The 26,062-nt window shown below is 70.5% G+C and carries 24 protein-coding genes; 11 read left to right on the top strand and 13 right to left on the bottom strand.

Annotated elements, in window-relative coordinates; genetic code table 11:
- Window positions 1–7: 7 nt before the first annotated feature.
- Window positions 8–1,510 carry a cryptochrome/photolyase family protein gene (locus BUE42_RS00245; RefSeq protein WP_073462100.1) on the top strand — a complete coding sequence of 501 codons (1,503 nt, stop codon included), beginning with the start codon at window positions 8–10 and terminating at the stop codon, window positions 1,508–1,510.
- Here the strand turns inward: BUE42_RS00245 and BUE42_RS00240 are convergent.
- Both BUE42_RS00240 and BUE42_RS00235 read right to left on the bottom strand, forming a co-directional pair.
- The gene (locus BUE42_RS00240) at window positions 1,507–1,812 is read right to left on the bottom strand and encodes a hypothetical protein (RefSeq protein ID WP_073462099.1); all 306 of its coding nucleotides are present in this window, start codon (window positions 1,810–1,812) and stop codon (window positions 1,507–1,509) included. The two genes, BUE42_RS00245 and BUE42_RS00240, sit on opposite strands and share 4 nt — an antisense overlap.
- Before the next feature lie 237 nt (window positions 1,813–2,049).
- The gene (locus BUE42_RS00235) at window positions 2,050–2,400 is read right to left on the bottom strand and encodes a cupin domain-containing protein (RefSeq protein WP_073462098.1); all 351 of its coding nucleotides are present in this window, start codon (window positions 2,398–2,400) and stop codon (window positions 2,050–2,052) included.
- Window positions 2,401–2,476: 76 nt separating this feature from the next.
- Between BUE42_RS00235 and BUE42_RS00230 the strand changes: the two genes are divergently transcribed.
- Window positions 2,477–3,325, top strand: a complete 849-nt coding sequence (locus BUE42_RS00230) for an AraC family transcriptional regulator (RefSeq protein ID WP_073462097.1) — start codon at window positions 2,477–2,479, stop codon at window positions 3,323–3,325.
- Window positions 3,326–3,329: 4 nt separating this feature from the next.
- Here BUE42_RS00230 and BUE42_RS00225 read toward each other — a convergent pair whose 3' ends face one another.
- The 3 genes from BUE42_RS00225 to BUE42_RS00215 all read right to left on the bottom strand — a co-directional run bounded on the left by BUE42_RS00225 (window position 3,330) and on the right by BUE42_RS00215 (window position 5,453).
- On the bottom strand, window positions 3,330–3,758 hold the full coding sequence (locus BUE42_RS00225; protein WP_073462096.1) for a nuclear transport factor 2 family protein: 429 nt from the start codon (window positions 3,756–3,758) through the stop codon (window positions 3,330–3,332).
- A 74-nt stretch (window positions 3,759–3,832) separates the two neighbouring features.
- Window positions 3,833–4,285: a MerR family transcriptional regulator gene (locus tag BUE42_RS00220; RefSeq protein WP_073462095.1), complete on the bottom strand. Its 453-nt coding sequence runs from the start codon at window positions 4,283–4,285 to the stop codon at window positions 3,833–3,835.
- Window positions 4,286–4,298: 13 nt separating this feature from the next.
- Window positions 4,299–5,453, bottom strand: a complete 1,155-nt coding sequence (locus BUE42_RS00215; protein ID WP_073462094.1) for a GGDEF domain-containing protein — start codon at window positions 5,451–5,453, stop codon at window positions 4,299–4,301.
- 139 nt (window positions 5,454–5,592) lie between these two features.
- On the opposite strand from BUE42_RS00215, the gene BUE42_RS00210 reads away from it, so the two are divergent.
- Window positions 5,593–7,518 carry a M61 family metallopeptidase gene (locus BUE42_RS00210; RefSeq protein WP_073462093.1) on the top strand — a complete coding sequence of 642 codons (1,926 nt, stop codon included), beginning with the start codon at window positions 5,593–5,595 and terminating at the stop codon, window positions 7,516–7,518.
- 6 nt (window positions 7,519–7,524) lie between these two features.
- Here BUE42_RS00210 and BUE42_RS00205 read toward each other — a convergent pair whose 3' ends face one another.
- Window positions 7,525–8,112 (bottom strand): TetR/AcrR family transcriptional regulator, encoded by a 588-nt coding sequence (locus BUE42_RS00205; RefSeq protein ID WP_073462092.1) that lies wholly within the window; start codon window positions 8,110–8,112, stop codon window positions 7,525–7,527.
- 119 nt (window positions 8,113–8,231) lie between these two features.
- On the opposite strand from BUE42_RS00205, the gene BUE42_RS00200 reads away from it, so the two are divergent.
- On the top strand, window positions 8,232–8,942 hold the full coding sequence (locus BUE42_RS00200; RefSeq protein WP_073462091.1) for an SDR family oxidoreductase: 711 nt from the start codon (window positions 8,232–8,234) through the stop codon (window positions 8,940–8,942).
- Window positions 8,943–8,954: 12 nt separating this feature from the next.
- On the opposite strand, the gene BUE42_RS00195 is transcribed toward BUE42_RS00200, so the two are convergent.
- Window positions 8,955–9,716 (bottom strand): hypothetical protein, encoded by a 762-nt coding sequence (locus BUE42_RS00195; RefSeq protein ID WP_073462090.1) that lies wholly within the window; start codon window positions 9,714–9,716, stop codon window positions 8,955–8,957.
- 108 nt (window positions 9,717–9,824) lie between these two features.
- Between BUE42_RS00195 and BUE42_RS00190 the strand changes: the two genes are divergently transcribed.
- Complete coding sequence (locus tag BUE42_RS00190) at window positions 9,825–11,327, top strand: AMP nucleosidase (RefSeq protein ID WP_073462089.1); 1,503 nt, start codon at window positions 9,825–9,827, stop codon at window positions 11,325–11,327.
- A 3-nt stretch (window positions 11,328–11,330) separates the two neighbouring features.
- Here the strand turns inward: BUE42_RS00190 and BUE42_RS00185 are convergent, their stop codons facing one another.
- On the bottom strand, window positions 11,331–12,281 hold the full coding sequence (locus BUE42_RS00185) for a LysR family transcriptional regulator (RefSeq protein ID WP_073462088.1): 951 nt from the start codon (window positions 12,279–12,281) through the stop codon (window positions 11,331–11,333).
- Window positions 12,282–12,380: 99 nt separating this feature from the next.
- On the opposite strand from BUE42_RS00185, the gene BUE42_RS00180 reads away from it, so the two are divergent.
- On the top strand, window positions 12,381–13,040 hold the full coding sequence (locus BUE42_RS00180; protein WP_073462087.1) for an NADPH-dependent F420 reductase: 660 nt from the start codon (window positions 12,381–12,383) through the stop codon (window positions 13,038–13,040).
- A 41-nt stretch (window positions 13,041–13,081) separates the two neighbouring features.
- Here the strand turns inward: BUE42_RS00180 and BUE42_RS00175 are convergent, their stop codons facing one another.
- Both BUE42_RS00175 and BUE42_RS00170 read right to left on the bottom strand, forming a co-directional pair.
- Complete coding sequence (locus BUE42_RS00175; protein ID WP_143171221.1) at window positions 13,082–14,533, bottom strand: hypothetical protein; 1,452 nt, start codon at window positions 14,531–14,533, stop codon at window positions 13,082–13,084.
- A gap of 162 nt (window positions 14,534–14,695) precedes the next feature.
- Window positions 14,696–16,117 (bottom strand): aldehyde dehydrogenase family protein, encoded by a 1,422-nt coding sequence (locus tag BUE42_RS00170; protein ID WP_073462085.1) that lies wholly within the window; start codon window positions 16,115–16,117, stop codon window positions 14,696–14,698.
- 102 nt (window positions 16,118–16,219) lie between these two features.
- On the opposite strand from BUE42_RS00170, the gene BUE42_RS00165 reads away from it, so the two are divergent.
- On the top strand, window positions 16,220–17,119 hold the full coding sequence (locus BUE42_RS00165) for a LysR family transcriptional regulator (protein ID WP_073462084.1): 900 nt from the start codon (window positions 16,220–16,222) through the stop codon (window positions 17,117–17,119).
- On the opposite strand, the gene BUE42_RS33320 is transcribed toward BUE42_RS00165, so the two are convergent.
- Window positions 17,091–20,939, bottom strand: a complete 3,849-nt coding sequence (locus tag BUE42_RS33320; protein ID WP_200798881.1) for a M48 family metallopeptidase — start codon at window positions 20,937–20,939, stop codon at window positions 17,091–17,093. The genes BUE42_RS00165 and BUE42_RS33320 overlap by 29 nt on opposite strands.
- A 127-nt stretch (window positions 20,940–21,066) precedes the next feature.
- Window positions 21,067–21,405, bottom strand: a complete 339-nt coding sequence (locus tag BUE42_RS00155) for a cysteine rich repeat-containing protein (RefSeq protein WP_073462083.1) — start codon at window positions 21,403–21,405, stop codon at window positions 21,067–21,069.
- Window positions 21,406–21,539: 134 nt separating this feature from the next.
- Here BUE42_RS00155 and BUE42_RS00150 point away from each other — a divergent pair, with 134 nt between their 5' ends.
- From BUE42_RS00150 to BUE42_RS00140, 3 genes are all read left to right on the top strand, one after another.
- Window positions 21,540–22,229, top strand: coding sequence for a response regulator transcription factor (locus BUE42_RS00150; RefSeq protein ID WP_073462082.1), 690 nt, complete (start codon window positions 21,540–21,542; stop codon window positions 22,227–22,229).
- Between the two features lie 4 nt (window positions 22,230–22,233).
- A complete protein-coding gene (locus tag BUE42_RS00145; RefSeq protein WP_073462081.1) occupies window positions 22,234–23,508 on the top strand; it encodes a sensor histidine kinase in 1,275 nt (424 codons plus the stop codon).
- Window positions 23,509–23,603: 95 nt separating this feature from the next.
- Entirely contained in the window at window positions 23,604–24,620 is a 1,017-nt protein-coding gene (locus BUE42_RS00140; protein ID WP_073462080.1) for a hypothetical protein, read from the top strand.
- A gap of 16 nt (window positions 24,621–24,636) precedes the next feature.
- Here BUE42_RS00140 and nudK read toward each other — a convergent pair whose 3' ends face one another.
- Entirely contained in the window at window positions 24,637–25,224 is a 588-nt protein-coding gene (gene nudK, locus BUE42_RS00135; protein WP_143171220.1) for a GDP-mannose pyrophosphatase NudK, read from the bottom strand.
- Between the two features lie 76 nt (window positions 25,225–25,300).
- Here nudK and BUE42_RS00130 point away from each other — a divergent pair, with 76 nt between their 5' ends.
- A complete protein-coding gene (locus BUE42_RS00130) occupies window positions 25,301–26,056 on the top strand; it encodes a DeoR/GlpR family DNA-binding transcription regulator (RefSeq protein ID WP_073462078.1) in 756 nt (251 codons plus the stop codon).
- The last annotated feature ends 6 nt before the right edge of the window (window positions 26,057–26,062 follow it).

The following is a 26,062-nucleotide window of genomic DNA, read 5'->3' as shown; positions in this document are numbered from 1 at the left end:
TCGCCCGATGGAAAAGGTTTCCGAGCCGTCGCTGGGCGCGGCGCTGGTGTGGTTCCGGCGTGATCTGCGGGCCGAGGACCACGCCGCGCTGTTCCATGCGCTGAAGGCCGCCCGCAAGGTCTGGTGCGCCTTCATCCTCGACCGCGAGATCCTCGATGCGCTGCCGCGCGCCGACCGGCGGGTGGAGTTCATCCGCGACAGCCTGGCCGCGCTCGACGCCCGGCTGCGCACGCTGGCGCCCGGCGCCGCCGGGCTGCTGGTGCGCCACGGTTTCGCGGTCGACGAACTGCCGCGCCTGGCCCACGTGCTGCACGTGCAGGCGGTGTACGCCAACCACGACGACGAACCGGCCTCGCTCGCGCGCGACGCCCGGGTGCGCGGCACGCTGGCCGGCCTGGGCATCGCGCTGCACACCGGCAAGGACCATGTGGTGTTCGAGCGCAACGAGCTGCTGACCGGCAGCGGCAAGGCCTACAGCGTGTTCACGCCGTACAAGAACGCCTGGCTGCGCAAGCTGGAGCCGTTCTACGTCAGCGCGTATCCGGTGGAACGCTACGCGCACCGGCTGGCGCCGCCGGCCGACGATGTCACGGGCGACATCCCGTCACTCGCCGACATCGGCTTCGCGCCGACCAACCTGCGCGAGCTGCACCAGGGCACGGGCGAGGCCGGCGCGCAGGCGCTGCTCGACGACTTCCTGCCGCGCATCGGCCGCTACGGCGAGGCGCGAGACTTTCCGGCGGTGAAGGGGCCGAGCTACCTGTCGATGCACCTGCGCTTCGGCACCGTCTCGATCCGCACGCTGGCGCGCGAGGCGGCGCAGCGCATGCACCACGGCTCGGCGGGCGCGGCGGTGTGGCTGTCGGAGCTGGTATGGCGCGATTTCTACCACCAGGTGCTGCACCACCATCCGCGGGTGGTCGACGCGAGCTTCAAGCCGGCCTACGACGCGATCAAGTGGGAGCACGGCAAGCACGCACAGGCGCTGTTCGAGGCCTGGTGCGAAGGCCGCACCGGCTACCCGCTGGTCGACGCCGCGATGGCGCAGATCAACCAGACCGGCTACATGCACAACCGGCTGCGCATGGTGACCGCGAGCTTCCTGACCAAGGACCTGGGCATCGACTGGCGCTGGGGCGAGCGCTGGTTCGCCGAGAAGCTGAACGACTACGACCTGGCCGCGAACAACGGCGGCTGGCAGTGGGCGGCCTCGACCGGCTGCGATGCGCAGCCGTACTTCCGCATCTTCAACCCGGTGAACCAGAGCGAGAAGTTCGACGCCGCGGGCAAGTTCATCCGGCGCTACCTGCCGGTGCTGGCGGGGCTGTCCGACAAGGCGATCCACGCGCCGTGGCTCGCGCGGCCGATCGAGCTGGCGGAAGCCGGCGTGCGGCTGGGCGACAACTACCCGCTGCCGATCGTGATGCACGACGAGGCGCGGGAGTGCACGCTGGCGCGCTATGCGGTGGTGAAGGGCACGGAAAGCGCGACCGGCCAGGCGGCGGGCTAGGCGGCAGGTTCTTCGTCGTCTTCGGACGGCTCGTCTTCGTCGGGACGCTCGCGGCCACGTTCGTCGCCGCGCCCGTCGTGCCTGCGCCGCCCGCCTCGCGATGCGCCGCCCGTGCGGGACACGCCCCGCCGGCCCTTGCTCCCGACCCCGTCCGTCGTGCCCACCGACGAGCTGTCGTCGCTCGGCGAATCGCCGCCGGTGATGTCCGCCAGCGCATCGACGCCCTGCCCATCCGACCCGTCGAAGCAGGCCGTCGCCACCGTGAACCGGGCACCGCCGCGGCACCTCGACATCTTCAGCACGAGGTAGGCCTGGCGGTCGGGCGGTTTCGGCCAGGGATCGTTCCACCCCGACCAGGCAGCGGCTCTTTTTTCGACAGAGCCGACAGAACCGACAGGGCCGACAGGACCAGTTGCCACGACGTGATGTGCCCGCTCAGGGTTGAAGACGGCGGTGGGTGACCGCGCCGCGCCGCAGGTTCCGTCGGGCGGCTGATGCGGGCGCTTTGTCTGCCGGCTTCATGCCATCAAGGCACGCCATCACAGCACGCGCCGCGGCGCCGCGGTCGCCACGTCGCCGCTGTTCGGCGTGCCGGTCGGCTCGATCAGCAGCATGTGCGTCTCCTCCTCGGCCCACGGCCGGTGCTGCACGCCGCGCGGCACGATGAACAGCTGCCCCGGCCCGAGCGTGACCGTGCCGTCCGGCAGGTCGATGTGCAGCCGGCCTTTCAACACGAGGAAGAAATCGTCGGTGTCGGGGTGGGCGTGCCAGCGGTACTCGCCCGCCACCTTGACCACCATCACGTCGTGGCCGTTGTACTCGGCCACGGTGCGCGGGGCCCAGTGGTCGTTGAAGAGTTCGAGCTTGGCGTGCAGGTCGATCGCAGTCATGGAATTCCTCGGCAGGAAGAGTGAAACTGCACGCAGTCTGCCGACGCCTGCGGCGCGGGTCTTGTACGCTTGTCACATGAGCACCGCGCCTTCCGGCCGCTCGGACTGGGCCCGCTTCCAGCCGGGCACCACGCCCGACATCACGCTGATGCGGGCGCATTTCACCGAGCACGTCTTCGAGCGGCACAGCCACGCGCAGTACGCGATCGGCGTGACGCACAGCGGGGTGCAGACCTTCCACTGCCGCGGTGCGGCCCACGCCAGCCTGCCCGGCGACCTGCTGCTGTTCAACCCGGACGAGGCGCACGACGGGCAGCGCGGCACCGACGAGGGCTTCGGCTACGCGATCCTCTACGTCGACCCCGACGCGCTGCCGCAGCACCTGCAACGCGACGCCGGCACGCACGGCAGCGCGTTCTTCCGCGCGCCCGTCGTGCGCGACGAGGCCGGCGCCGCCGCGCTGCAGCGCGCGATGGCCGCGATCGGCCAGCCGCAGGAGTCGCTGCGCGGCGAGGCGCTGACCACCGAGGTGCTGGTGCAGTTGCTGCTGCGCCATGGCGAAACGCCGCGCAGCGCGCAGGCCCCGCTCGCGGCCGGGCTGCAGCGGATGCTGCGCGTGCGCGACCACATCCGCGCGCATGCGTCGCGCGACCTGTCGGTCAGCGAGCTCGCGCGCGAGGCCGGGCTGTCGCGCGTGCACCTGAGCCGCGCGTTCGCGCAGCACTTCGGCGTGCCGCCGCACGCCTACCTGAACGCGGTGCGGCTGGAGCATGCGAAGCGGCTGCTGTGCGCCGGCACGCCGCTGGTGCAGGCCGCGCTCGATGCCGGCTTCGCCGACCAGAGCCACTTCAACCGCCGCTTCAAGGGCGCGACCGGCCTGTCGCCGGGCGCGTGGCTGCGGCAGATGCGCGGCGCCGCGCGCTGAACGCTCAGCGCAACGGCAACACCGGCGGCGGCTGCAGCACCGCATCGACCAGCGCGGTGTCGAGGTACTCGACCACCTCCTTCAAGCGCCCGTCGACCACGCGGAAGACGAAGCAGTACTGGTTGTCGTAGCGCCGGCCCGCCTTCGTGCCGACGTGGCCACGGCACAGCACCGCCACCTGCTCGCCGTCGGCGATCACGCGCTCGGCGGTGTTGGTGTAGGTGCCCTCGAACTGCGCGAACAGCGGTGCGAGCAGCTGCTCGCGCACCGCCTGCTTGCCGCGCCAGGTGCCGGACCACGCGCTGCTGCCGGTGAGGGTCCAGCAGAAGTCGTCGTCCATCGCGTCGACCAGCGCGCGGCCGTTGCCTTGCGCCAGCTGCGCGAAGATGCCCTCGATCAGGTGCCGGTTGGTTTCAGTGATGCTGCTCGTCATGGCGGTCTCGCTCCATTGCGGTTGAAGCCCGCGAGTGGGCGACCTGGAGCGCACTCCAGATCAAGCGAAACCCGTCAGCGCTTCAGGGTCTTCGGGCGCTTCGCGCGGGCGAGCGGCCGGCCTTGCGGGTCCATCGGCGGGCGTTCGCCCTGTGCGATCCAGTCGGCGTAGAAATCGAGCTTGCGGTCGAGTTGTTTCAGCGCCGCCTTCCATTCGGCGATGCGCGCCTCGACCTGCGCGCGGTGCGCGGCCAGCACCTCACGGCGTTGCGGCAGCGTGCGCCGGCCCTGCATCACCAGCGCGGTGTAGGCCTGCATCGCGGCGATCGTCATGCCGGTGCCGCGCAGCCGGTCCATCAGTTCGAGCCAGCCGAGGTGGCGCTCGCCGTACAGGCGGCGCCGTCCCGCGTCGCGACCGACCCCCGGCAGCAGGCCCTGCTTCTCGTACCAGCGGATCGCGTCGACGCTGCGCCCGCTGCGGGCGGCCAGCTCGCCGATGTGCATCTGCAGCGCGGTGTCGTCGCTCATTCGGTCACCCCGGTCACCTCAGGTGCGATTGAACCGCATCCCGGCCCGAGGCCTTCACGCGGTACAGCGCCTCGTCAGCCTGCGAGGCGGCCGGCTCCCAGCCGTCGAATCGATCGAAGCCGGCCGACACGCCGATGCTGACCGTGCAGCCGACCCGTTCGCTGCCCACCGCCGCCGGCACCTGCAACCGGCCGATGCCGCGGTGCAGCCGGTCGGCCAGCGCGAGCGCAAGGGCCGGATCCGCGCCGACGCAGCCGATCAGGAATTCCTCGCCGCCGATGCGCGCGACGAAATCGCCGACCCGCAGCTGGCCGGTCAGTTCGCGCGCAACGGCTTGCAGCACCGCGTCGCCGGTGGCATGGCCCAGCGTGTCGTTGATGCGCTTGAAGTGGTCGATGTCGACCAACAGCAGCGTCAGCGGCGCGGCCTGGCGCTGGTCGAAATGCTGCTTCAGCGCCTGCGCGAGGCCGTTGCGGTTGAACACGCCGGTCAGCGCGTCGCGGGTCGCCAGGTCGGCGAGCTGGCCGTTCAGGCGCAACAGCATCATCCACACCAGCGTCAGCGCGGTCATCACCGCGGTGACCGAGGCATAGAGGTAGTAGGCCTGGGCCACCGGGCCGTGGAAGGCGACCTGCATGCCGTCGTGCGCGATGTGGGCGCCGCGCAGCAGCGTCAGCGCCGACAGCCCACCGACGATCCCGACCAGCAGCGCCAGCGGCGCGTGCAGCGGAGCGGTCTGCCGCAGGCGCTCGGCGGCGAGGATCCACGCGATCTGCGCGTAGAGCAGGCCGATCATCGCGTTCAGCGCGACATGCCGCGCCTGCGCACCGCCGAAGCCCGCCGCGGCGACCTCGGCGCCGAACAGCAGCACCGCCAGCACGCCGACCCACAGCGGCCGCAGCGGCGCACGGCCGACGAACTCGCGCACGCCGTCGCCGAACAGCAGCACCGCGAGCATCATCGCGCCGTCAGAGGCGAGGCCGAGCGCATCGACGCCCTGCAGCCCGGCCAGCAGCCGCGCCAGATAGGCCACGCCGAACAGGCCGCTCGCGACCGCCCAGCGGCCCAGTCCCGGCGCGCCCGGCATGCGGACCCACACGATTGCCATCAGCCCGCCGCTGGCAATCAGGTGGATGGCGAGCATCAGGATGACGGTGGCGGGGTCCATGGCGGCGGGAGGTACGGCGGGGGGATTGTCGCCACGGATGCGTGCCCTTCGGGGCGCCCTGCCGCCTCAGGCGCCGGCAGCGTGACGAAGCGCGCAGAAGTTTTCGCTTATCGTCTTCGGTCCAACTCACAGGACCCCGATGAACCCGACCCTTCGCACCGTGGTGGCCGCCATCAGCCTGGCCACCGTTGTCCCGTTCGCTGCCGCGCAGACCTTGCCGGCGTTGAGCGACGCGCCCTACCCGGGCGTGATCAGCCTCGCGGTGGATGCCACCGACCTCGACCGCAAGATCTTCCGCGTGCGCGAGACGATCCCCGTCTCGCCCGGCCCGCTCGCGCTGTTCTACCCGCGCTGGCTGCCCGGCACGCATTCGCCGAGCGCGGCGCTGGCACAGCTGAGCGGCCTGCAGGTGAGCGCCGGCGGCAAGCCGGTCGCGTGGCTGCGCGATGCGGTCGACAGTGCGGCCTTCCACGTCGAGGTGCCGACCGGGGTGACGTCGCTCGACATCGAGTTCCAGTTCCTGACGCCGCTCGAGCCCGGCAACGAACGGCAGGTCGTCACGCCCGACATGCTCGGCGTGCAATGGAACGCCGTCGTGCTGTACCCGGCCGGCCATGCCGCCGCGAAGATCAGCGTGCAGCCCAGCCTGACGCTGCCCGCCGGCTGGCTGGCCGGCACCGCGCTGGAACTGGCGTCGCAGGACGCGCCCCCCACCGGCGGCGCGACCTTCTCGTACAAGGCCACCGACCTCGACACGCTGGTCGACTCGCCGGTGTTCGCCGGCCGCCACCTGCAGCGCCTGGACCTCGACCCCGGCGCGCGCGCCGCCGGCCGGGCGCCGGTGTTCCTGAACGTGGTCGCCGACCGCGCGTCGCAGGGCGTCATCAGCCCGGAGCAGTTGGCGGCGCACCGCGCCCTCGTCACGCAGGCCGACAAGGTGTTCGCGTCGCGCCACTTCACGCACTACGAGTTCCTGCTGGCGCTCAGCGACCAGTTCGGCCGCATCGGGCTGGAACACCACCAGTCCAGCGAGAACGGCGTGAAGGCCGCCTACTTCACCGAGTGGGCCAAGGGCTCGATCGGGCGCGACCTGCTGCCGCACGAGTACACCCATTCGTGGAATGGCAAGTTCCGCCGCCCGGCCGACCTGTGGACGCCGCATTTCAATACGCCGATGCGCGACAGCCTGCTGTGGGTCTACGAAGGCCAGACGCAGTACTGGGGCGCGGTGCTGGCCGCGCGCTCCGGCCTGGTCAGCGCGGCCGATGCGCGCGACGACCTGGCCGAGACGGCCGCCTTGCTCGACGCCCGCGCCGGCCGCGCGTGGCGCAACCTGCAGGACACCACCAACGAGCCGCTGCTGTGGGCCACGCGCGGCCGCCGCGACTGGACCTCGTGGCAGCGCAGCGCCGACTACTACGACGAATCGCGCCTGGTCTGGCTGGAGGCCGACATGCTGATCCGCGAGCGCTCGAACGGCAAGCGCTCGCTCGACGACTTCGCACGGGCCTTCTTCGGTGCCGAGCCGAAGCGCGTGCAGCCGCTGACCTACGGCTTCGACGACGTGGTGCGCGAGCTGAACCGCGTGCAGGCCTACGACTGGGCGGGCTTCCTGCGCCAGCGGCTGGACACGCACGACCGGCCGGCGCCGCTGGGCGGCATCGCCGCCGCCGGCTGGAAGCTCGCGTGGAGCGACAAGCCGAGCGAACACTACAAGGCCCGGATGGCCGCCTACAAGGTGGCCGATTTCAACTACTCGCTCGGCTTCGACATCGGCGAGGCCGCCAAGGTGCGCAACGTGAACTGGGGCAGCCCGGCCTTCGACGCCGGCATGGCACCGGGCGCGACGCTGCTGGCCGTCAACGGCCGCGCGTACACCGAAGAGCTGCTGAAGGAAGCCGTCACCGCCGCGAAGGACGGCAACCCGGTCGAGCTGCTGCTGAAGTCGGGCGACCTGTATCGCAGCGTGCGCATCGCGTGGCGCGGCGGGCTGCGCTACCCGTCGCTGCAGCGCATCGACGGCACGCCGGACCGCCTCACGACCTTGTTCGCGCCGCTGCGCTGATCCGCTTCAGGTCGGGGCGGGCTCGCCGGCGAGTTCTGCCGCGACCACCTGCAGGATCTCGGTCGACAAGGCCTCGTCGTCGACCGCGCGCGCCAGCACCTGCGCGCCGATCATCGCGGCATAGGCGACGATCGCGCGCTCGCGGCGCCGCGCCTTGCGGCCGCCGACCAGTGCGCCGATGAAGTCGACCGCGCCGCGCACCCCCGCGGTGAACGCGGCCCGCAGCGCCGGGCCCTGGCGCGCCGCCTCGGCACCGAGCGTCGACATCGCGCAGCCGTCGCCGGGCTCGTCCCGGTGTTCAGCGGACAGGTAGGTGCGCGCCAAGGCGGCCAGCCGGTCCTCGCCACGCGCCGCCGCATCGTCCACGACCTGCCGCCAGCGCTGCCCCCCTTCGTCGAACACCCGCGAGCAGGCTTCGGCCATCAGGTCTTCCTTCGAGCCGAACTGCCCGTAGAAGCCGCCGTGCGTCATGCCGGCGCCCTTCATCAGGTCGGCCACGCCGATGCCGTCGAAGCCGCGCTCGCGGAACAGCTTCGCGGCCACCGCCAGCACCCGCTCGCGGTTCTGAAGGGCTTGTTCACGACTGACTTTCATGGGGGAAGACCTCTTCTGCGGAATGTCGGGCAAGGTGCCGCTTGACATGATAAATGATGCACGTCATATAATCTCAATCATGACGACTGTCATATAAACACCCTGAAAGGATCTCCGCCATGAACATCCGCAATGCCGTCATCCTCGTGACCGGTGCCAACCGTGGCCTCGGCAAATCGCTGGTCAAGCAGTTGCTGGCCGCCGGCGCGAAGAAGGTCTACGCCGCCGCCCGCGACCCGTCCAGCATCACGCTGCCGGGCGTCGAAGCGGTCAAGCTCGACGTGACGAACGCCGCCGACATCGCCGCGGCCGCCGCGCGCCTGCAGGACGTGAGCGTCGTGATCAACAACGCCGGCATCACGCGCGGCTCGCCGCTGCTGGCGGCCGGCAGTGCCGAGGCGGCGCGCGCCGAGATGGAGACCAATTTCTTCGGCCCGCTGGCGCTGAGCCAGGCCTTCGCGCCGGTGCTGAAGGCCAACGGCGGCGGCGCGATCGTCAACGTGCTGTCGGTGCTGAGCTGGGTCAGCATCCCGAGCGCCGCCACCTACAGCACGAGCAAATCGGCCGCGTGGTCATTGACCAACGGCCTGCGCGGCGAGCTGCGCGCGCAGGGCACGCAGGTAGTGGGCGTGCACGTCGGCTACATGGACACCGACATGACGAAGGGCCTGGACACGGCGAAGGCCGATCCTGACCAGGTGGCGCAGCAGGTCGTCGACGCGCTCGCGAGCGGCGCCGAAGAGGTGCTGGCCGACGACCTGAGCCGCGGCGTGCGGCAGGGGCTGGCCGCGCCGCGCGGTGTGTACCTGGGCGAGCCGGCGACGGCTTGAAGCCCGGGCCGCTCAGGCCCGCGGCGCCTTCGTCTGCTCGTGCGCGAGGCGCAGCCGGCGCATCAGCTCCGCGTTGAGCTCGCGGGTGTGCCGGTTCCAGCGCTCGGTGGCGCGCTCGATCTCGACCTGCAGCCGGGCCGCGAGCTCGGTCTCGCGCTGCACCAGCGCCCAGATCGCGAACTCGGCGCGCGCCTCGAAGCTGCCGAAGCGCGCGATCGTCGCCTCGAAGGCATCGCGCGCTTCGCCATGGCGGCCGGCCGCCGCCAGCGAGCGCGCGAGCAGCAGCGACATCTCTTCCTCGCGGAAGCTGGGGTCCTGCGCGCGGATCGCGTTCAGGTGGCTGATGGCCTCCTGCGGGCGCTCGCGCGCGAAGCTCGCGCGGGCGGCGCCGCGGCGGATCTCCAGGTCGGTCGAGAACGGCCCCTTCAGGCAGGCCTCCCAGGTCTGCGCCGATTCGTCGAACTCGCCGGCGTCGTACAGCGCGGTCGCGAGCCGCATCTGGTTCTGCGCGGTCGGGGTGTACTCGAACGCGGCGCGGGCGTCGCGCAGCTCGCGCGTCGGGTCGAGCGACTTCACCGCCGCGACGATCGCCTTGCGCGCGCCGCGCTCCAGGCGCGAATCCGGCAGGTAGATCGCCAGGAAATAAACGATGCTGCCGAGCCCGGGGAACGAGAACAGCACGAACAGCCAGTAGGTCTGCTGGCGGCTGCGCACCGCGTGAACCGCGAAAAACAGGGCAATGACGATGTGCAGCCCGAGGCCTGCGATGGGCATGAGCGTCCTCCTCGAATGATTCTGATGGGCGCAAATTGTAGGAAGCCTCGGGCGGCACGGGGGATGGCGTCGCGCGAGAATAGTCACGAACGGCTCCAGGAACCCTCCATGTCCCTTGCTCCCACGCTGCCGGCCGGCCCCCCGGTCCCTATCGCCACGTTGCGCTTCACCGACCCGGTCGCCGCGCTGGCCCAGGTGAAGGCCATCTACGAGCAGAGCCTCGCGCAGTTGCGCGGTGCCCTGCACAGCTTCGTGGCGGGCAACGCGCCCACCGAGCACGTGCGGGCCTGCTACCCGTTCGTGCGGGTGCACACCGACACCGTCGCGCGCGCCGACTCGCGGTTGAGCTACGGCTTCGTCGCCGGCCCCGGCACCTACGAGACCACGCTGACGCGGCCCGACCTGTTCAACGGCTACTACCTCGAGCAGTTCCGGCTGCTGCTGAAGAACCACAACGTCGCGCTCGAGGTCGGCGTCAGCGGTCAGCCGATCCCGGTGCACTTCTCGCTCGCCGAGCACGACCACCTCGAAGGCAGCCTGGGCCCCGAGCGCCGGCTGCTGATGCGCGACATGTTCGACCTGCCGGACCTGGCCGCGATGGACGACGCGATCGCCAACGGCACCTACGAGACCAAGCCCGGCCAGTCGCACCCGCTGTCGCTGTTCACCGCGCCGCGCGTCGACTACTCGCTGCACCGGCTGCGCCACTACACCGGCACCGCGCCCGAGCACTTCCAGAACTTCGTGCTGTTCACGAACTACCAGTTCTACATCGACGAGTTCGTGCGCCTGGGCCACGAGGCGATGGCCGATCCGGCGAGCGAGTACCTCGCCTTCGTCGAGCCGGGCAACGTGATCACGCGGCGCACCGGCACCGCGCACCGCCCGGGCGACGAGCTGGGCTCGATCCCGCCGCGGCTGCCGCAGATGCCGGCCTACCACCTGGTGCGCGAGGACGGTGCCGGCATCACGATGGTCAACATCGGCGTCGGCCCGGCCAACGCGAAGACCATCACCGACCACATCGCGGTGCTGCGCCCGCATGCGTGGATCATGCTCGGCCACTGCGCCGGGCTGCGCAACACGCAGGCGCTGGGCGACTACGTGCTGGCCCACGGCTACGTGCGCGAAGACCACGTGCTCGACGAAGACCTGCCGCTGTGGGTGCCGATCCCGCCGCTGGCCGAGATCCAGGTGGCGCTGCAGACGGCGGTGGCCGACATCACGCAGCTGACCGGCTACGAGCTGAAGCGCATCCTGCGCACCGGCACGGTGGCCTCGACCGACAACCGCAACTGGGAGCTGCTGCCGCAGCGCACGCCGGAGCGCCGCTTCAGCCAGAGCCGCGCGGTCGCGCTCGACATGGAGAGCGCGACGATCGCTGCCAACGGCTTCCGCTTCCGCGTGCCCTACGGCACCTTGCTGTGCGTCAGCGACAAGCCGCTGCACGGCGAGATCAAGCTGCCGGGGATGGCGAACCACTTCTACCGCGAGCGCGTCGACCAGCATCTGCGCATCGGGATGCGGGCGGTCGAGCTGCTGCGCGCGCAGACGGTGGATCAGCTGCACAGCCGCAAGCTGCGCAGCTTCGCGGAAGTCGCCTTCCAGTGAGGTTCAGCCCGCGAGGCGCCGCACGTCTTCGCGCGTGACGTGCAGCGCCTCGTTCGAGGCGAGCTGCGCGACCAGGTGATCGACGGTCGCCCGCACGCGCGGCGCGACCAGCGCGCGGTGCGGGTAGTGCAACGCCAGTTCGCGGTCACCGGCGACGTGCTCGTCGACGAACAGCGCCTTCAGTTCGCCCGACTTCAACAGCGGCCAGGCCTGCGGCAGCCCGACCTGCACGATGCCCAGGCCCATGCGCGCCGTCTCCACCGCCGCGCCGGTCGAAATCGTCATCACGCAGCGCTCGGGCCACAGGTCGACGGTTGAGCCGTCGGGCTCGCGGAAGGTCCACGGCGAAACCTCGCCGCTGAGGAAACGCACCAGCGCAACGTCATGCGCCGGCAGCTCGGCCCGGCTGCGCGGCACGCCGCGGGCCGCCAGGTAGGCCGGCGTCGCGACCAGCACCATCTCGAGCCGGCCGACCGGGCGTGACACCAGGCCCGAATCGGTGGCACGGCCGCCACGCAGCGCGAGGTCGTAGCCCTGCGCGATCAGGTCGACCTTCCGGTCGTCGAAATCCAGGTCCACGATCAGCCCCGGATGGCGTGCCCGCAGCCCCGGCATCAGCGGCAGCAGGAAATGCTGGCCGTAGTTGCTCGGGCACGAGATGCGCACCCGCCCGCTCGGCTCGGCGCGCTGCGCCGCGACGGCATCGACCGCCGCGTCGAGCGCATCGATCGCGACGCGCGCCCGCTCGAGGAAGGCCTCGCCCTCGCTCGTCAGCCGCTGCACCCGCGTCGTGCGGTTGAGCAGCCGCACGCCGAGCGCGGCCTCGAGCGACGCGACGTTCTTGCTGACCGCCGCCCCCGAGATGCCCAGCGCCTTGGCCGCCGCGGCGAAGCTGCCGCGGTCGGCGGTCTGCACGAACGACAGGATGGCCGGCACCCGCTGCGCTGCGTCCATTCTCAACCTCAGGTTATGGGTTCAGGAACCAGCGGCCATCTTATGTTGTGGATGAACGGCTCGCACACTCCCTCCATCGACATCCCACTGGAGCCTGACATGAGTTCTTCCACCATCGCCATCCTCGGCAACGGCAACGTCGGCACGGCGCTCGCGAAAGGCTTCGCCGCCCGCGGCGACCGCGTGGTGTTCGGCAGCCGCGACACCGGCGGCGAGAAAATCCGCGCGGCACTCGCCGCCGTGCCCGGCAGCACCGCAGCCAGCCTCGTCGATGCCGCCAGGCAAGCCGACAGCGCCGTCATCGCGCTGCCCTGGGCTTCGCTGAAGGCGGCTTTGACGCCGGCCCTGGCCGACGCACTCGCCGGCAAGACGGTGATCGACGCCGTCAACCCGGTCGATTTCAGCTCGGGCCAGCCGGTGCTCGCGCTCGGCTTCACCGACTCGGCCGGCGAGACGGCGCAGCGGCTGCTGCCGCGGTCGTTGGTCGTGAAGGCCTTCAACATCATCACCGCGTCGCACATGGTGCAGCCGAAGCTGCCGGACGGCGAGCCGGACATGTTCATCGCCGGCAACGACGCCGGCGCGAAGGCCGAGGTCGCCGCCATCCTGCGCAGCTTCGGCTGGCGCAGCGCGATCGACCTCGGCGGCATCGAGCAGGCCCGCTTGCTGGAGCCGCTCGCGATGATCTGGATCCGCTACGGCTTCGGCAACAACCACTGGACCCACGGCTTCAGCCTGCTGAACCGCAAGCCCGCCTGAGGCCGCTCACGCCGCGCCGAGCACGCTCTTCGGCTGCTGCGCTATCGGACCGGGTTGAACATGAAGGTCCCGAAGACGTTGTCCTGGTAGACCTCGAACACCGAAGGTCCGGTGTACGCACACGAGGTGCACGGACTGCCGATCGTGAACGACGCCACCTTGGTGGTCGTGTCGGTGATGGCCGTGCTCTGGGAGTTGGTCCAGGTTTGCGTGTACTGCACCTTCAGGTTTCGACTGAACTCGACGATGAATTCGCCGGACGAGCTGTAGTCGAAGCCGATGGTCTGGCTTCTGGAGTTCGATACACCCTGGCTCACGGTCGACGAATTGACGTGCGTGTTGGTGTACGACTGGGTCAGGCTGCCTGGCGCATAGACAAAGGACGGCAGCGGCGTGGCCCCGCCACTGGGCGTTGAACCGACGACCGTGAAGCGCTTGTCTGCCGATGTCGTCGCGGTGGGCGGAACGGCGTAGCCCGGCGTCGAGTACGGATGCGATGCCAGGATCGCCGGATAGTCTGCAGCCGTGATGGCCGGGTTGCCGCCTCCCGGATAGGACTGGCTGTTCACCGCCCACGCCCGCGCCAGCGCTCGCGAGACCGCCTCGTCCATCGGGATGCTGCCGTTCAACATGCCCACCGGCACCGGGAAGATGTCCATGCCGACCAGATCGTTCATGTCATAGGCAAACCCGTTCTTCTGGATCGACGTGGGCGTCACGAAATACAGAACCGCCGGATTGAGCCACAGCCAGACCAGATCGTAGTTGTGATCGATCGGCGTATTGATGCTGACCGGCGGAGACGGCGGCCCGCGGAGGGTATACGAGGTGAGGTTGCTGGCGCTGATGGTCGTCCCCGTGCTGGACGATACCGTTTGCGTTGCCGTGCTTCCGGAGTTGATGTTGACATGCCCGTTCAATATCCCGAACAGATCAACCCCGGTCGAAGTGGTGCTGGAAATCGCCAGGTTCGATGTATAGGACGAGCTGTCGGTGATCGTCGTGCTGAGGGAATTAGTTTGCGAGTATTGAACCGAACTGCTGGGGCCCGGCGGGGCATATGTCACGCCCATGACAACATACTTCGGATAAACAATGAGGTTTGCACACGACTTGAAGGCAGTCACCGCGCCGTTGTAGTAATTGACATCGACCTTGATGGTGCAGGTGTCGTTGAGTGCCAGGACGGCAGGTGTGTTGATCTGGTTGCCCGAGCAGCCGGCGACGCCCTTGACGTTGGCGATCACACCGGGATTGCCCACCCTGGCGTCGGTGTAGCTGAAGGCCGTCACCGAACGACTCAGGTAGGTCGGGATATCGAAACTGCAGGAGGGGTTGTTGATGATGTTCAGCGTGGATTCATACGACAGAACCCCGCCACCGACGACATTCACGCTTCCCGGCGTTCCGGCAACGGCGCCGGCAGACAAAACCAGGAGGGCCCATGCAACCCTGACTCTTCTGAGTATTCTTGCAATAACGTCTTTTGACACGTTTCTCTCCCTTGCTGAATGAGTGATTCAACCTCCTTGCGCTTGCGTGTCGCAAATGCCTCCCCTTTTCATGCGTCGGCTAAAAGTTTGACGATCGAACATTTTTAGCCGCGGGCTCCACGCCAACAATCTGCAAGAGCTTACAGATTGACGCAGTGCGGCTCAGCGCGAAGCCAGCACGCTCTTCGGCTCGAGGAAGGCCTCGAGCCCGAACTCGCCGAACTCACGGCCCAGGCCCGATTGCTTGAAGCCGCCGAACGGCGCGAGCGGCTCTTGGTGCAGGCCGTTGATCTGCACGCGGCCGGCCTGCAGGCGTGCCGCGACAGCCCGGGCGCGCGCCGGGTTCGTCGACGACACGACCGCCTGCAAGCCGTAGACCGAGTCGTTGGCGATCGCGATCGCGTCCTCCTCGTCGCGGTAGCCGATGATGGACAGCACCGGCCCGAAGATCTCGTCGCGCGCGATCGTCATGTCGTTGCGCACGTCGGCGAACACCGTCGGGCGGATGAACCAGCCGCGCGGCAACCCGTCGGGCCGGCCTTCACCGCCGACCACCAGCCGCGCGCCCTCGGCGATGCCGATCCCGATGTAGCGCTGCACGCGATCGAACTGCCGCTGGCTCACCATCGGGCCGATCGCGGTCGACGGATCGGCCGGGTCGCCGACCCGCACCTGCGCCACCGCGTCGCCGATGCGCTGCGCGTACTCCGCCATCCGCGCCTGCGGCACCAGGATGCGCGTGCCGGCGATGCAGGCCTGGCCGCTGTTGATGAAGCCCGCCGCGACGGCGAGCTTCACCGCCTCGCCGAGGTCCGCGTCGTCGAGGATCACGGTCGGCGACTTGCCGCCGAGCTCGAGCGTCACCCGCTTCATCGTCTCGACGCCGGCGCGCAGGATGCCTTTGCCGACCGCCGTCGAGCCGGTGAACGAGATCTTCGCGACATCGGGGTGCGTGCTGAGCTCGGCCCCGACCACGTCGCCACGGCCGTTGACGATGTTGAACACGCCCGGCGGCAGGCCGGCCGCGTGCAGCGCCTCGGTGACGACCTGGGTCTGGATCGCGCTCATCTCGCTGGGCTTGATCACCGCGCTGCAGCCGGCCGCGATCGCGGTCGCCAGCTTGTTGCAGATGAAGCCGGCGTTCGCGTTCCACGGCGTGATCAGCCCGACCACGCCGACCGCTTCCATCACGACCTCGGCGCTGCCGATGCGCCGTTCGAGCGGGTAGTCCTCCAGCGTCTGCGCGGCCTGCAGGAAGGCGTCGGCGGCGTACTGCGCGCTCCATTGCGCCCGCGCGACCGGGCCGCCGTACTCGAGGATGGTCGCGTCGCGGATGTCGTCGACGCGCGCCAGCACCGCCTGGTGCAGCCGGCGCAGCATCGCGACCCGCTCGGCCTTCGGGCTGCGCGACAGGCCGGGCAGCGCCCGCTTGGCGGCAGCGATCGCACGCCGTGCGTCTTCGGCGTCGCCGAGCGTGACCTGGCCAATGCGTTCTTCCGTCGCCGGGTTGAAGAGGTCGAAACGCTGCTGGCCGTGCGGGGCGACGAGAGCGCCGTCGATGTAGATCCGGGTGATGTCGTGCATGTCGATGTCCTGTGTGAATGAGGCGATGCAGCGAATCTAGGTGCCCATCATTGATTTGATAAGCTGGCCAAACCTTCACGACTCGTTCCGGGAATCAGGACAATGCACCGTTCAGGCCTCGTCGAACTGGAAGCGGTGCTGGCGGTGGCGCGGCACGGCAGCTTCCGCGCGGCGGCCACCGACATGGGCATGTCGACCTCGGCGCTGAGCAGCGCCGTGGCGGGGCTCGAGTCGCGCCTCGGCGTGCGGCTGTTCAACCGCACGACGCGCAGCGTGGCGCTGTCGGAAGCGGGCGAGCAGTTCGTCGCGCGCATCGCGCCGGCGCTGGGCGACATCCGCGGCGCGATGGAGGCGGTGAACCTGCTGCGCGACACGCCGGCCGGCACGCTGCGGCTGAACACCTCGGTCGGCGCGGCACGCATCGTGTTCGAGCCGATCGTGCTCGCGTTCCTGAAGCGCTACCCGCAGATGCAGGTCGACCTCGTCACCGAAGGGCGGCTGATCGACATCGTGGCCGAGGGCTACGACGCCGGCATCCGGGTGGCCGACGCGGTGCCGCGCGACATGGTCGCGGTGCCGATGAGCGGCGACATGCGCATGGCGGTGGTGGCGTCGCACGAGTACGTGGCCGCGCACGGCACGGCCGCCACGCCGGGTGAGCTGATGGACCACCGCTGCATCCGCTGGCGCCTCGCGAGCGGCGCCCGTTACCGCTGGGAGTTCGAACGGCACGGCGAATCGATGACGCTGGACGTGCCCGGGCCGATCACGCTCGACGAGCCGTCGCTGATGCGCACGGCGGTGCACGCCGGCGTCGGCATCGGCTACCTGTCGGAGCTGCATGTCGGCGAGGACCTGAAGCAGGGCCGGCTGGTCCGCATGCTCGACGAGTGGACGCCGCCCTACCCCGGCATCTGCCTGTACTACCCGACGCGCCGGCACGTGCCGGCAGGGCTGCGGGCGTTCATCGACCTCATCCGCGAGGTGATGCGCTCTCCATGAAGTACGGCCGCTCGTCGGCGAACAGCAGCTTGCGGGCCGCGTCGCGCCAGGCCGCCGGCGCCTCGCGGCCCAGCAGCACGACGCCGGCCGCATACGCCTGCATGCGCCACTGGAAAGACACCTCGGCGAGCACGCGGTCGGCCACGCCGACATCGCGCGTCTTCTGCAACTGCTCGAAGAACACCCGCATCAGCGCCGCGTCGGTCGGCGAGCGGCGCGCGACGACGGCGATGAAGGACTCGATGTCCTGGCCGCCACGCGCCGCGACGGCGGCTGCCAACCACGCGGTGGCATCGTCGACACCGCTGTCCAGCGGCAACGCGATCGCGCGGATGACCAGCTGCTGATCGGCCCCGTCGGACGCCGCGGCCAGCCGCAGCAGGCGCGCCTGGCGGTGCGCGGAGCCGGTGGCCGCGGCCTTGATCGCAGCGTCGAAGCGGCCACGCGCCAGTTCGGCGTACTCGGTCGGCAGCGGCTCCTCGGCCGTCGACGTGCCGCTCTCCATCGCCAGCCGGGTCTGCAGCATCGGCGACACACGCGTCAGCTCGGCCATGTGTTTCGCGTCGTCCTGCTTCAGGAAACGGCGCAGCCGCGCCTCGTCGATCGCGATGTGCTCGGCCAGTGGCGCCAGCCGCGCCCGCGCTTCGCCGAGCCCGGCCAGGCCGGCGTCCAGCCGACCGAAGTCGAGCTCGGAGTACGCCGCCGCGTAGCCGAACCAGGCATGCGCCGGCCAGCGCGCGTGGCCGTCGATGAAGGCCTGCCACTTCTGCGGGCTCTCGGTCTCGCAGCGCACGGCCGCGTAGCGCAGGTTCGGGTTGTCGGGCGCGGCGCGGCTGGCGGCCACGTGGCGCGCGCAGACCTCGGCATGCGCACCGGCCCGCGTGCCGTCCTGCTCGGCCCGCAGCGCGGCCACGTCATCGGGCGTCGCCTTCAAGCGCTCGCGCAGCAGCGCGAGCAATTGCGCATCGTCGCCGACCATGCCGAGCCACTGCAAGGCCGGCGCGCTGCCGCTGGCATCCCAGCGCAGGTGCGTGGCGATCAGTTGGCGGCGCTGCGCATCGTTGGCCAGCGCATTCAGCTGCCGCTCGGGCGACAGGTCGGCCAAGCCTTGCAGCACGGTGCGCGTGCCGCCGCCGCCCTTCGTGCTGATCGTCTTCGGCGGCTCCTCGAACACATGCTCCGCACCGGTCGACGACCAGCGCGGCGTGCCGAGCATGCGTTCCGGAATGCGCTGCGTGCGGCCGTACACGGCCGTCCACTCGACCAGCGGCGCCGCCGAAGCGACGTTGTAGACGTAGGTGCCGAAGCTGCCCTTCGCATCGGCCTCGAACGATTCGATCAGCGCGCCCTTTGGCGTGCGCGATTCGACCTGCACGAGGTGGCCGGCCGGCAGCGTGATCCGCTGCAGTGCGTTCGGCGCCACCGCGAGCGGGGGGCGTCCTGCCACCGTCACCTGGACCGGCGTGCCCAGGCCGTTGTAGACGACGATCTGCGCATCGCCGACCGAGCCGCCCAGGCCCAGCACCGCCGCGATGATGCCGCCGGCCACCCCGAGCCGCGCCAGCATCGGCAGCGCGCCATCGGCGGTCTGGAAGCGCGCGAGCCAGCCGAGGCGCGTCTGCCGCTCGCGTTCGCGCCCGGCCAGCAGCGTGTCGTAGTTCGTCGGCGCGCGCGAGGGCTCGGGCGCCGCGGCAGCGAGTTCGGGCACCGCCTCGCCGCGTGCGCGGCGGGCGACCAGCGCTTCGGTGCGCAGCAGCTGGTCGAGCGCCTGCGAGCGCAGCCGGCCGCAGGCCCCGGCCAGCTGGTCGACCCAGCTGTCGACCACGCCGAGCCAGTCGCCCAGGTTGTCGCCGGTGGTGGGCGGCAGCTTGAACTCGCCCAGCAGCTCGCTCCAGCTCGCGACGCCGAGCTTGTCGCGCAGCGTGCTGTCGAGCAGCAGCGCATCGCGCTGGTCCGACACCCGCTGCAAGGCCGACTGCAGCTGGTTGGCGACGATCACCAGCCGCGCGACGCCGGCCTTGCCGACACGCCGCGTCGCGCTCTCGACCTGCCAGGCGTTGGACAGCAGGCCTTGCGCATCGCGCAGGTTGGCTTCGCTGTGGTCGGCGTAGTGCAGCAACGCCAGCAGGCCGTCGAGGTAGGAGTCCCAGCCGCCGCCGAGCTGCGCCGCCGCGGCGCGGTGCGTGCTGCGGCAGGCCTTGTCGTGCGCCAGCAGGCGTTGCTCGACCTGGCGGTGCTCGCGCTCGACGGTCTTCAGCAGGCCCGGCAACTCGCCGTGCTTCAGCGTGCGGTCGCGGTGGCGGATCACGCCGCCGGGGGCCTTCAGCGCACCGGACTTCAGCGCGCGCAACTGGGCCAGCTCGAGCGCCAGTTCACGCAGCCGCGCCACGTCGTCGAGCAGCGATTCGGGGTAGAGCGCGGCCAGCCCGGACGGCGTCGCGCGCTGCAGCGCCGGATCGACCAGCTCGGCCGCGCGCTTCACGCTGCGCGTGACCGAGCGGCCGAGGTAGACGCCGCGGTAGCGGCCCTGCAGGCTCTCGCGCGCGAACTGCTCGTCGAGCGCCTGCAACGAGTCCTCGATCGGCAGCGGCGCGAGCTTGGTCTCGCCGATCAGCTGGGCGGTGACGCGCTCGCGCAGGCCCGGTGCGTCGTCGAACAGCGCCCACGCACTGCGGTCGTCGAACGGCGCGGCCACGTAGTGGCGCTTCGCGTTGGCCTCGCGCTCGTGGTTCAACGGGTGCGTGAGCCACATGCGCGGCGGCTGCGCGACCTCGGCCTTGAACAGGCGGTGCTGCTGCGGCTTGTCGGCCGGCAGCGCGGGCACGCGGTGGTACTGCGGGTCGTTCAGCACCTGGCCCATGCGTTGCATCACGCGCGACTGGATCGCGAACGCATCGCGCGTGACGCGCTCCCTGGCGTGCTCGCTGCCGATGAAGCCGAGCGTGCGGTCCCACGAATCGTCGGCCGCCTGCAGCTTGTGCAGCGCGTGGATCAGTGCATCGCTGCCGGTCAGCGACACCGCCACCAGGTCGGCCTGCATCTCCATCTCGCGCGACAGCGCGCGCTGCACCAGCAGCACCGCCGAGAACGCGCTGTCGACCAGCGAGCGGATCGCCCAGACGATCACGCCGAGCACCCAGCCGACCCAGGCGATGCGGATGTCGAAGCGCGACAGGCCTTTCAGGAAGGCATCGAGCTTGTCGCGCCGCGCGACCAGGTGGCCGGCGATCTGCTGCGCGACGTAGACCCAGCGGCCGACCGCCATCGACCTCTGCGCGAAGTGGCCGAACTCGTGCGCCAGCACGGCGCGCATCTCGCCCAGCGTGACGGCGTTGACGAGGCCGAGCCCGATCTCCAGGTTCTTGCGCGACGGCATCACGAGGTTCAGCACCGACAGGTCGTAGAACACCGCGGCATTGACGCGCGCCGACAGGAACACCTTGTGCGGCCGCGGCGCGCCGGCGCGGTCGGCCAGCTTGTGCAGGAACTCGAACAGGCGCGGCTGTTCGGCCGCGGTGATCTCGAGGGTGTTGTCCTGCGAGCCCTGCTTGACGAAGAAGATGGCCTTCAGCATGAAGACCGCGAGGAAGGCCGCGCAGCCGCCGATCACCCAGCCCCAGACGGCGCTGCCGGACGAACTCTCGGTCCCGAGGGTCAGGCGCCAGGCGGTGAACAGGAACCAGCCTGCGAGACCGAGGTACAGCAGCATGAAGGCCGCGAGCGCGGCGACGGCCAGCCAGGCGTGGCGCTTGTACGCGGCGCTCGGCCGGGCCAGCTTGGCGACCAGCTTGGCCGGTGGCGCCTTGATCGGTGAACTCATTCCCTCGTCCCTTTGCGACCGGCCTCACGGCCGTGGCGCGGATGGTAGGGGAAGGATCGTGCAGGGCAAGGCCGTTCAGGCGCCGCCGATTCGAGCGCGTGAGTTAGTGCGCACCTGGGGGGGGAGTTCAACGCCTGGCAAGCGTCGCGCGACAGGCCTCGCTGAATTCGGCCGCGTGCGCCTTCACGCACTCGCGCACGGCACTCCCTTTTGCATCGCCGCAGATTCTCTTCACCTCGGGCCCGCAGGTCGATGCGGTGTCGAGCGCTGACTTGCAGGCCGGCGCCAGTTCGGCCTCGTGCGATTTCAGGCACTCGACGATGCGCCCGCCGCCGGGCTGCGTCGACTTGCAGAACTTCGCGTGGTCGGCCTTGCAGGCCTGGGCCATCGGGTTGGCGTCGCGCGCGGCGGCAGCGCCGGCCAGCACGAGCAGCGACAAGGACAGCAGGACGGACGTCGTCTTCATGGGAGGGTCTCCAGGGCATCGATGGCCGGATTGAAACGCCGAAGGACGGCGCCGCCACGCCGCGCGCACGACGATTTGCGACAGCGCTGAAATGTTCGCGCTGCCCTGGTGCGCGACCCGTAGACTGCCGCTCCATGAAGCCGCTGGTCCTGATGGTCGACGACGATGCCGAGCTGTCGGGCATGGTCTGCGAGCTGCTTGAGCGCGAAGGCTGGTCGGTGCACGCGGTGCTGACTGCCGGCGATGGCGAGCGCGCGCTGTCGCAAGGGCAGCCCGATGCGGTGCTGCTGGACGTGATGCTGCCAGACGCCAACGGCTTCGACGTCTGCCGCCGCTGGCGCGCGGCGCACCCCGGCCTCGGCATCGTGATGCTGACGGCGCGCGGCGACCCGATGGACCGCGTGCTCGGGCTGGAGATCGGCGCCGACGACTACCTGCCGAAGCCGTTCGAGCCGCGCGAACTCGTCGCCCGGGTGCGCGCGCTGCTGCGCCGCCAGGCACCCGGCCGGGCCGACGCGCCGCAACTGCGCTTCGACGGGCTGACGATCGACCTGCTGAAGCGCGAGGTGCGGGCCGGCAGCGCCGCGATCTCGCTGACCAGCGTCGAGTACAAGCTGCTGACCGCCCTCGCGCGCACGCCCGGCCGGCCGCTGACGCGCGAGCAGCTCAGCGACGCGGTGCAGAGCGGCGGCTACAAGCCGCTGGACCGCACGGTGGACGTGCAGGTCGCGCGGCTGCGCCGCAAGCTGGCCGAGGCCGCGCCGGGCAGCGAATGGATCGACACCATTCGCGGCGAGGGCTACGTCTTCGTGCCGCGCGGCTGAGTTCGTGCGCCGCTTCGACAGCCTGTTCGCCCGCCTGCTGCTCGCGCAGCTCGGCCTCGTCACGGCGCTCGCGCTGGTGTTCGGGCTGCTGTTCTACATCGAGCGCAACGTGACGGTGGCGGTGCTGTACGCGGAGCGCTGGGCGCCGCACCTGGCGGCGGCGGTCGGGCTCGCACCGCCGGTGGCGGACGCGCTGGCCGTGCAGCAGCGCGACGACGCCCCACCCGAAGCGCGGCGCACCGTGCGCAACGCGCCGCGCTTCGTCGCGCTGCGGCAGGCGCTGCGCGCGCGCGATGTGCCGGTCGACGAGATCCGCCTCGGCATGGAACCGGGCCGCGGCGAGCCGATGGTGTGGCTGCACGTGGTGCCGCCGGACCGGCCGGCGAAGTGGCTGGGCGTGGCTGGGCAGGTCGTGGTGCCCGCCTGGTCGGCGCGCACGCTGCTCGCGCTGCTGATCACCAGCGCGTTGGTCGTCGGCGTCAGCTGGCGCTTCACCCGGCGCCTGACGCGCCCGCTCGAGCAGCTGCGCGAGCGCATGCAGGCGCACCAGCCCGGCCAGCCTGCACCGGTCGCGGCCCCCGCAACAGCCTCGCCCGAGGTCGCCGCGATCGACACCGCCTACCGCGACCTGCTCGCGCGCCTGCAGCAGCACGAGCGCGAACGCGCCGTGCTGCTGGCCGGTGTCTCGCACGACCTGCGCAGCCCGCTCGGCCGCATCCGCATGGCTGCCGAGCTGCTGCCCGACGCCGACGAGACACGGGCGCGCCGAGCCAGCATCGTGCGCAACGTGCACGACGCCGACCGGCTGATCGAGAGCTTCCTCGACCACGTGCGCGCCGGCGAGCTGCCGTGCAACGAGACGGTGGATCTCGCTGCCGTCGCGCGGCAGGTGGTCGCGGGTTTCGAGCGGCCCGCCGCCGAACTCGCACTCGATGCGCCGGCCGCGCTGCCGCGCGAGCGTGCGAACCGCCTGCTCGTCGAGCGGCTCATCGCCAACCTCGTCGACAACGCGCTGAAGCACGGCTGCGCACCGGTGCGGGTGAGCGTCGGCGGCTCGCCCGCACAGGCCTGGATCACGGTCGACGACGCCGGCGACGGCATTCCCGCCGCCGAGGTGGCGCACCTGACCGATGCGTTCGCACGCGGCGACGACAGCCGCTCGCGGCCCGGCACCGGCCTCGGGCTCGCGATCGTGCGGCAGGTCGCGACACGGCTGGGCGGCGTGCTGGCCTTCGAGCGCGATGGCAACATGCACCGCGTGCGCGTCACGCTCGGCTGATGTTTCAATGCCGTCGCAATTCGTCGCGCAACGAGGTGCGCCCACCGCGGCACACCGCGTTCAATGAACACCAACAACTTCCCGAGGAGCCCGCCATGAGCCGTTCGATCCACCGTACCACCCGCCATCCGTTGAGCCAGCCGTGCGCCACCGCGCTGGCTGCCCTGGCCGCGATCGGCGCCCTCACCGCGTGCGGCGGCGGAGGCAGCAGCGATGCCGCCGACGAGGTGCTGAGCGCCGACACGGCCACCAGCTACAGCGCGAACGCGTCGCTGATCGCCAGCGACGCGGCGACCGTGCTCGACACCAGCGTGCTGGCCGCGCAGTCGGTGGTGGCCACGCAGGCCACGGTGGCGGCCGCGCATGAATCGGCGCAGCGCGTGTCGGCCTCGGCGGTCACCAACCTGACGGTCGACTGCGCCGGCGGCGGCAGCGCGCTGCTCACCATCACCGGCGGCACCGCCGCCAGCGTGCTGAACGGGCAGCTGGACACCGGTGAGATCTACACGCTGGCCTTCATGGACTGCCGCGGCTCGGCGGGCGCGGCCGTGGTCAACGGCGCGCTGTCGCTGACAGTGCTGGATGCCGCCGCGGGTGGGCTGACCGTCACGACCGAGGCGACCGGACTGTCGGTCGCCATGCCACGCGGCAGCGCCTCGCTGAACGGCAGCACCACGCGCAGCGTCTCGTCGACCACCGACGGCAACGGCACGACGCTGCTGACGAGCCATGTCACGTCCCCCAGCCTCGGGCTGACGACGCACTACAACGGCCGCACCAGCGACTTCTCACTGAACGCAGTGGACATCACACACCAGGCCGCGCTGCGCGATGGCGTGCTGCAGGGCAGCGCGATCAACGGCACGTACACACTGTCGCCCACGCTGCCGAACGGCAGCGCCAGCGTCACCGTCGCCACGCAAGGCGGCGTCAGCTACGGCCCGACCGGCCTGCCGATCGCCGGAGCCTGGACGATCACGCTGCCGCGTGTCGCGATCGGCCTGTCGATCGCGAACTCCCTCGCCACGATCACCGTCGACCAGGGAAAGAACGGCACGATCGACCGCAGCGTGACCGTGCCGGTGTCGCGGCTGGCGTCCGACGCCGGCTGATGGGTCCTCGAACCGGTCAGTCCACCAGCCGGTTCAGCTTCGCGTACTGCAGCAGCATGATGGTCTTGCCATCGCGGATCTTTCCCGACGCGACCCAGGCCAGCGCCTCGTCGAGCGTGGGTTCGAGCACCTCGATGTCCTCGCCCTCGTGCTGCTCGCCGCCGCCCTTCGACACCTTGTCGCGCGCCTCGTACGCGCCGACGAAGAAGTGCAGCCGCTCGGTCACCGAACCGGGGCTCATGTAGGCCTCGAACACCTGGCGCACTTCGGCGATGCGGTAGCCGGTTTCCTCCTCGGTCTCGCGGCGGATGCAGGTGGCCGGGTCGTCCTGGTCGAGCAGCCCGGCGCAGGCCTCGATCAGCATGCCGTCCGGCGTGCCGTTCACGTAGGCCGGGAAGCGGAACTGGCGCGTCAGCACCACGGTGCGAAGCGCGCGGTTGTAGAGCAGGATCGTCGCGCCGTTGCCGCGGTCGTAGGTCTCGCGGCTCTGGCGCTGCCAGCTGCCGTCGCTGCGCAGGAAGTCGAAGCTCGTCTTCCTGAGCACGTACCAGTCGTCGCTCAGCACCTTCACGTCGACGATGCGCACGCGGTCGTTCACGGCAATCTCCGGCTCAAGATGAAAACGCGATGATTCTTGCAGACTCGTGCAGTGTCAAGTATTTTCGTGCAGACTCGCGGCCATGCTGACCGAACAACGCAAGCAACTGATCCTGGGCCGGCTGCGGCAGGACGGCCAGGTCGTGGCCGCCACGCTGAGCGACGAGCTCGGGCTGTCGGAAGACACGATCCGGCGCGACCTGCGCGCGCTCGCGGCCGAGGGCCTGCTGCAGCGGGTGCACGGTGGCGCGCTGCCGGCCTCGGCCGCGGTGGGCGATTTCTCGGCACGGCGCGCGGTCGAACCGCAGGCCAAGGCGAGCATCGCGCGCGCGGCGGCCGCGATGGTGCAGCCGGGGCAGATCGTCTTCATCGATGGCGGCACCACCTGCCAGCAGCTCGCGTGGCAGCTCGCCCCCACGCTGCGCGCGACGGTCGTCACGCACAGTCCGACGATCGCGCTCGAGCTCGTCGAGCACCCGCTGATCGAGGTCGTGCTGATCGGCGGGCGGCTCTTCAAGCATTCGGTGGTGGCGGTCGGCGCCGGCGCGCTGGAGGCGATCGGCCGCATCCGGGCCGACCTGTACTTCATGGGCGTCACCGGCATCTCCACCGGCGCCGGGCTGTCGACCGGCGACCTGGAAGAGTCGCACATCAAGCGCGCGCTGATGACGCAGGCGGCCGAGACTTGGGTGCTCGCCTCGGCCGAGAAGCTGCAGAGCGCGTCGGCCTACACGATCGCACCGTGCAGCGCCGCCACCGGTTTGATCGTCGACCGCGACACGCCGAAGAAGGTGCTGGCCGGCTTCGAGAAGCTGGGGCTGGCCGTCGTTCGAGCGTGAGCAGCG

The organism is Rhizobacter sp. OV335 (genome assembly GCF_900142965.1).
Classification (GTDB): Bacteria; Pseudomonadota; Gammaproteobacteria; order Burkholderiales; family Burkholderiaceae_C; genus Rhizobacter.
This window is presented reverse-complemented; position numbering and strand designations above follow the sequence as displayed.

Bases quoted from the DNA above. Each gene is read 5' to 3' on its own strand.
- BUE42_RS00245 (WP_073462100.1), top strand. From the start codon at position 8: ATGGAAAAGGTTTCCGAGCCGTCGCTGGGCGCGGCGCTGGTGTGGTTC.
- BUE42_RS00235 (WP_073462098.1), bottom strand. From the start codon at position 2,400: ATGACTGCGATCGACCTGCACGCCAAGCTCGAACTCTTCAACGACCAC.
- BUE42_RS00230 (WP_073462097.1), top strand. From the start codon at position 2,477: ATGAGCACCGCGCCTTCCGGCCGCTCGGACTGGGCCCGCTTCCAGCCG.
- BUE42_RS00225 (WP_073462096.1), bottom strand. From the start codon at position 3,758: ATGACGAGCAGCATCACTGAAACCAACCGGCACCTGATCGAGGGCATC.
- BUE42_RS00220 (WP_073462095.1), bottom strand. From the start codon at position 4,285: ATGAGCGACGACACCGCGCTGCAGATGCACATCGGCGAGCTGGCCGCC.
- BUE42_RS00215 (WP_073462094.1), bottom strand. From the start codon at position 5,453: ATGGACCCCGCCACCGTCATCCTGATGCTCGCCATCCACCTGATTGCC.
- BUE42_RS00210 (WP_073462093.1), top strand. From the start codon at position 5,593: ATGAACCCGACCCTTCGCACCGTGGTGGCCGCCATCAGCCTGGCCACC.
- BUE42_RS00205 (WP_073462092.1), bottom strand. From the start codon at position 8,112: ATGAAAGTCAGTCGTGAACAAGCCCTTCAGAACCGCGAGCGGGTGCTG.
- BUE42_RS00200 (WP_073462091.1), top strand. From the start codon at position 8,232: ATGAACATCCGCAATGCCGTCATCCTCGTGACCGGTGCCAACCGTGGC.
- BUE42_RS00195 (WP_073462090.1), bottom strand. From the start codon at position 9,716: ATGCCCATCGCAGGCCTCGGGCTGCACATCGTCATTGCCCTGTTTTTC.
- BUE42_RS00190 (WP_073462089.1), top strand. From the start codon at position 9,825: ATGTCCCTTGCTCCCACGCTGCCGGCCGGCCCCCCGGTCCCTATCGCC.
- BUE42_RS00185 (WP_073462088.1), bottom strand. From the start codon at position 12,281: ATGGACGCAGCGCAGCGGGTGCCGGCCATCCTGTCGTTCGTGCAGACC.
- BUE42_RS00180 (WP_073462087.1), top strand. From the start codon at position 12,381: ATGAGTTCTTCCACCATCGCCATCCTCGGCAACGGCAACGTCGGCACG.
- BUE42_RS00170 (WP_073462085.1), bottom strand. From the start codon at position 16,117: ATGCACGACATCACCCGGATCTACATCGACGGCGCTCTCGTCGCCCCG.
- BUE42_RS00165 (WP_073462084.1), top strand. From the start codon at position 16,220: ATGCACCGTTCAGGCCTCGTCGAACTGGAAGCGGTGCTGGCGGTGGCG.
- BUE42_RS33320 (WP_200798881.1), bottom strand. From the start codon at position 20,939: ATGAGTTCACCGATCAAGGCGCCACCGGCCAAGCTGGTCGCCAAGCTG.
- BUE42_RS00155 (WP_073462083.1), bottom strand. From the start codon at position 21,405: ATGAAGACGACGTCCGTCCTGCTGTCCTTGTCGCTGCTCGTGCTGGCC.
- BUE42_RS00150 (WP_073462082.1), top strand. From the start codon at position 21,540: ATGAAGCCGCTGGTCCTGATGGTCGACGACGATGCCGAGCTGTCGGGC.
- BUE42_RS00140 (WP_073462080.1), top strand. From the start codon at position 23,604: ATGAGCCGTTCGATCCACCGTACCACCCGCCATCCGTTGAGCCAGCCG.
- BUE42_RS00130 (WP_073462078.1), top strand. From the start codon at position 25,301: ATGCTGACCGAACAACGCAAGCAACTGATCCTGGGCCGGCTGCGGCAG.